At 38.8% G+C, this 4459-nt stretch carries 5 protein-coding genes; 3 read left to right on the forward strand and 2 right to left on the reverse strand.

The window, feature by feature from the left end; genetic code table 11:
• Positions 1-123: 123 nt before the first annotated feature.
• Positions 124-312: a glycosyltransferase gene (locus H6G68_RS26555; RefSeq protein ID WP_422596896.1), complete on the forward strand. Its 189-nt coding sequence runs from the start codon at positions 124-126 to the stop codon at positions 310-312.
• On the opposite strand, the gene H6G68_RS26560 is transcribed toward H6G68_RS26555, so the two are convergent.
• On the reverse strand, positions 292-930 hold the full coding sequence (locus H6G68_RS26560; RefSeq protein ID WP_190909318.1) for an O-methyltransferase: 639 nt from the start codon (positions 928-930) through the stop codon (positions 292-294). The genes H6G68_RS26555 and H6G68_RS26560 overlap by 21 nt on opposite strands.
• 151 nt (positions 931-1081) lie before the next feature.
• On the opposite strand from H6G68_RS26560, the gene H6G68_RS26565 reads away from it, so the two are divergent.
• Both H6G68_RS26565 and H6G68_RS26570 read left to right on the forward strand, forming a co-directional pair.
• Entirely contained in the window at positions 1082-2278 is a 1197-nt protein-coding gene (locus tag H6G68_RS26565) for a glycosyltransferase (RefSeq protein ID WP_190909319.1), read from the forward strand.
• A 58-nt stretch (positions 2279-2336) separates the two neighbouring features.
• On the forward strand, positions 2337-3518 hold the full coding sequence (locus H6G68_RS26570) for a glycosyltransferase family 4 protein (protein ID WP_190909320.1): 1182 nt from the start codon (positions 2337-2339) through the stop codon (positions 3516-3518).
• A 120-nt stretch (positions 3519-3638) separates the two neighbouring features.
• On the opposite strand, the gene H6G68_RS26575 is transcribed toward H6G68_RS26570, so the two are convergent.
• A complete protein-coding gene (locus tag H6G68_RS26575; RefSeq protein ID WP_242045415.1) occupies positions 3639-4352 on the reverse strand; it encodes a CpsD/CapB family tyrosine-protein kinase in 714 nt (237 codons plus the stop codon).
• Positions 4353-4459: the final 107 nt, after the last annotated feature.

Below are 4459 nucleotides of genomic sequence, written 5' to 3' on the forward strand. Positions count from 1 at the left end.
GGCATCTCTAACGCTTATTTTAGCGTACCAGCCAGCTACCTTTGCATTGGGGCATCTCACTTTTAAAAGCAGTGGCAGTAACACTTTAGCTATTTCCGGAGATGTCTAATTGATGATGCGGGGGTGGTAGTTGGCGAAAAAGATGAAAATGGTTGGGTTGAAGCTATTTCCGACTTGCTTAATAGTCCATCTGTGCGTCAAGAAATAGCGCAGAAGGGTTTAGAGCGATCGCATAAATTGTACACTTGGCCTTCTGTTGCTCAACAACATTTGCAATTTTTTAACGAATTGTCAGATGCTAGTTGTGTATAAACTTGACAATGGTTTTTGCCAAATAGCCGCAGTTTTTATCCCATTAGTCGATTGATCAACAACTTTCCAATCTGGAGGAATACTCAAAGCATCTAATGAAGTCCACAGATTAGTATCATCAACAAGCAGGTATCCTCCAGCCTTAATCTTCTTGAGGCATTTCCTGGCACAGTTCGTTCGATAGTGACCATCAACAATGACCAAATCTAAACTTTCATCGGCAAATTCATCGAGAACTGCCACATAACTAGGACATATTTTGTAAGTATCTTGTTCAGGTTCTGATACAGGATGATCCAACAGAATCAACCGCAGATTCACATTAGCAATATTATCTTTTTCTAGTTTACTTTTTACTACTTTATACCAATTTTCATCATATTCTATACTAGTTATTTTACTTACCCGCCGAGCAAACCAGGCGGAACTGCGACCGCTGCCAAATTCCAGCACTGACATGGAAGCAGCAAGATGTTTTTTGCAAAATTCTACAGTTCCTGGACACATCCAAGGTTCATCTGGATGAAGTTTTTCCCATACCCAATACCTCACACGGTATACAATTAACTGAGGCCGTTGCAGCCAGAAAAAAAAGCTTTTTAGTGAAATTAACAACATTTTAGCTTCCTCTTTGTTGTTTGGAGGTATTTGCCTTATTTTACAGTTTTTAATGTAAAATTACTTAGAAAGTAAGTAAAATTTTGTAATGGCCTATCCATAATCATCAATTGATTAGTTAACTCCTGAAAGATTAGAGAATATTCACAATATGACTCAAATGCGTCTCGCTATTATCTGTGATTACTTAGAAGAACACTGGTATAGTATGGATTTATGCGCTCAGATGCTTATTAAGCAATTGCAAGCTGAACACACTGCATCTATTCACGCTATAGAAGTTCTACCAAAATTTAACAGTAGTTGTCAACACATCCCCTGGATTGGTAAAAAGCAATTTGCCTATAATGCAGATCGTCTACTCAATCGATTTTGGGACTATCCTCAGTATCTCAAACCAAGGGTAACAAATTTCGATTTTTATCACATTGCTGACCACTCCTACGCCCATTTAGCCCATCTTTTACCCCCAAAACGGACGGGAGTATACTGTCATGATATTGATGCCTTTCGCTCTCTTGTAGAGCCGGAGCAAGAACCCAGACCCGCTTGGTATCAAGCCATGTCTCAGAGAATTTTACGCGGTTTACAGTCATGCGCTGTTATCTTTTATTCTACCGCAGAAGTTAGAAAACAAATTGAACATTACCAACTGGTAGAACCATCACGTCTAGTTCACGCTCCCTATGGTATCGCCTCAGAATTTAGTATTAATACTGAGCAAGCAAGTAATAGTGACCAAGAAATATTAGAAATAGCAAAAATAGGTACTGCACCTTTTCTTTTACACGTTGGTAGTTGCATTCCCCGTAAACGCATTGATACTCTATTGGAAATATTTGCACAAGTCCAACGTATTCATCCAGAGTTGAAACTAGTTAAAGTCAGTGGTGAGTGGACACAAAGCCAACAAGAGCAAATTGCTCAATTGAATATCAGCAAGTCGATAATTCACCTCCAGGGTTTACAACGCTCCACTATAGCTGCCCTTTACCAACGAGCCTCAGCAGTGTTATTAACAAGTGAAGCAGAGGGTTTTGGATTACCTGTGATTGAAGCCTTAGCTTGTGGGGCGATAGTAGTTGCTAGTGATATTCCTGTGTTGCGTGAAGTTGGTGGAGAAGGTGTGATATACTGTCCAGCTGCGGATGTATCAGCGTGGGTGAAAACGGTAACTCAACTATTATCAAACCCAACTAGCGCACCTGTGATCAATGTCCGTCTCAGTCAAGCACAGAAATATTCTTGGTCTCATCATACTCAGATTATTGCGAAATCTTATTTAAGATTAGCCGGTATTGAAAATAGGACTTACGCAAAACAGAACCAAAGTAGCGGTAATTCATGAATTACCGCTACACAGGAATAAGGTTTTCAGTCACATCTTGCGTAAGTCCTAGAAAATAATGAAAATTGTATTTGTGAATCCAGTGGGAGTAATTGGTGGTGCTGAGAGAGTTTTACTAACTATCTTTGCTGCACTTTTGAATACAAAGCCAGATATTCAATTACATCTAATTGTAGGTACTGATGGATTATTGATAGAGCAAGCGCAAAAATTGGGAGTGCAAGTCAAATTACTGAAATTACCAGAAGAATTAAATCAACTGGGTGATAGTGCTTTCAAAGGTAGTAATAAAGCCATAGCTGGATTGATATTATTATTACGACTAGTAATAATTTTACCAAGGATCGGCGAATATCTGGGAGAATTCAAGCGATCGCTCTGTGAACTTAAACCAGACTTAATTCACTCCAACGGCATTAAAACTCATTTACTAACTGCATTGGCTGGAATCAAGGATATTCCTGTAGTTTGGCACATCCATGACTTCTATGGCTCACGTCCATTCATGGCACAGGTTTTAAAACGGGTGAGCTATGGTGCTAAACAGGGAATTGCTATTTCCCAAGCAGTCGCACAAGATGCTCAAGCCACAATTCCAAGCTTACCAATAGAAGTAATTTATAATGCCGTAGATGTCAATTACTTTTCCCCAACTTCCCCAACTCCCCATTTTCCTCTACGAGTAGGACTAGTTGCAACTTTTGCACGTTGGAAAGGGCATGATATTTTTCTAGAAGCAGCATCAGAAATTATCAAAAAGCATCCTCATTTAAACGTGCGTTTCTGTATTGTTGGTGGAGCAATTTATAAAACTCGTGGTTCCCAATTTTCTGAACAGGAATTAAAAGAAAAAGCCGCAGATTTGGATATTGTAGACAAAGTTGATTTTCTCGGTTTCCAAGAGAATATAGCCGAAATTTACCGCTCTTTAGATATTGTAGTTCATGCCAGTACCCAACCAGAACCATTTGGTTTAGCAATAGTAGAAGCAATGGCTTGTGGTAAACCCGTGATAGTATCCCAAGCAGGTGGTGCGGCTGAATTATTTACTCATAACTATGATGCAGTTGGTGTGCCACCAGGAGAAACAAAGGCTTTAGCCGCAGCTATTCTAGATTTACTCAACAACCCAGAAAAACGTCAAATCATCTCAGAAAATGCAAGGCATACAATTACAGAGCGTTTCAGTCATGAACGTTTAGGTGAGCAACTTATGAAAGTCTATATGATGAATATATAGTACTGATTATTAGACATTGACCAAATATTGAGATGCATTATCCAGAACTCTTGTAGAGACGTTGCATACAACATCTCTAGATTCTTTGTTAGAGATGACTTAATTATCAAACTCTACAACTCAAGCTCTACTAACGGCGTAATAACTAGAATCTGGCTGATTAGCATTGACACCATTCATCGCTACACCTAAAACATTTTGGTCAGCTTTCTCCAACATTTCTTTAGAGAGAGAAACACTATTAGAATCAGCTACACCTGGACGTACTACAAACAAAATTCCATTCACCAATTTTCCTAAAATCGTTGCATCCGCAGCTACAGTTAATGGTGAAGTGTCAATGATGACAAAATCATATTTTTGTGCCACTTGCGCCACAAACACAGCCATTTGACTAGAATCAAGTAGTGAAGCTGGGTTATGATTGAGTTCACCAGCGGTGAGAACTTCTAAATTAGGGACAATTTCAGTCACAGCCTGGTCTAAATCCGACTGACGTTTGAGAACATTGCTTAAACCCACTTCATTAGGAATTTCCCAGATTTTGTGTTGACTGGGATTACGCAAATCGGCATCTACTAGTAATACATTGCGGCCTAATTGAGATATAGAAAAAGCTAGATTGGCAGCAATTGTTGATTTACCTTCTTTAGGTACAGAACTTGAGACTACAATCACCTTAATTGATTGTTCTGAATTAAAAAACCTCAAGTTAGTTTGCAGCATCCGAAAAGCTTCACTGACCGAGGAATCAGGTTGGTTTTTGACAATTACTTCAGGGATAAAATTGCCATTGGGAAAAGGTGGAATATAGCCCAGTAAGTTGTAACCCAATAGACATCTCCGAAAAAGAATTAAATTATGGTATAAGAATATAAAAGTGTATTTTTTGGTAAGACGTTATGGGCAGTATATTTGAATATATTCAGAGCAATCCTCAC

Source organism: Anabaena catenula FACHB-362, assembly GCF_014698735.1.
GTDB classification, from domain to species: Bacteria; Cyanobacteriota; Cyanobacteriia; order Cyanobacteriales; family Nostocaceae; genus Anabaena; species Anabaena variabilis_A.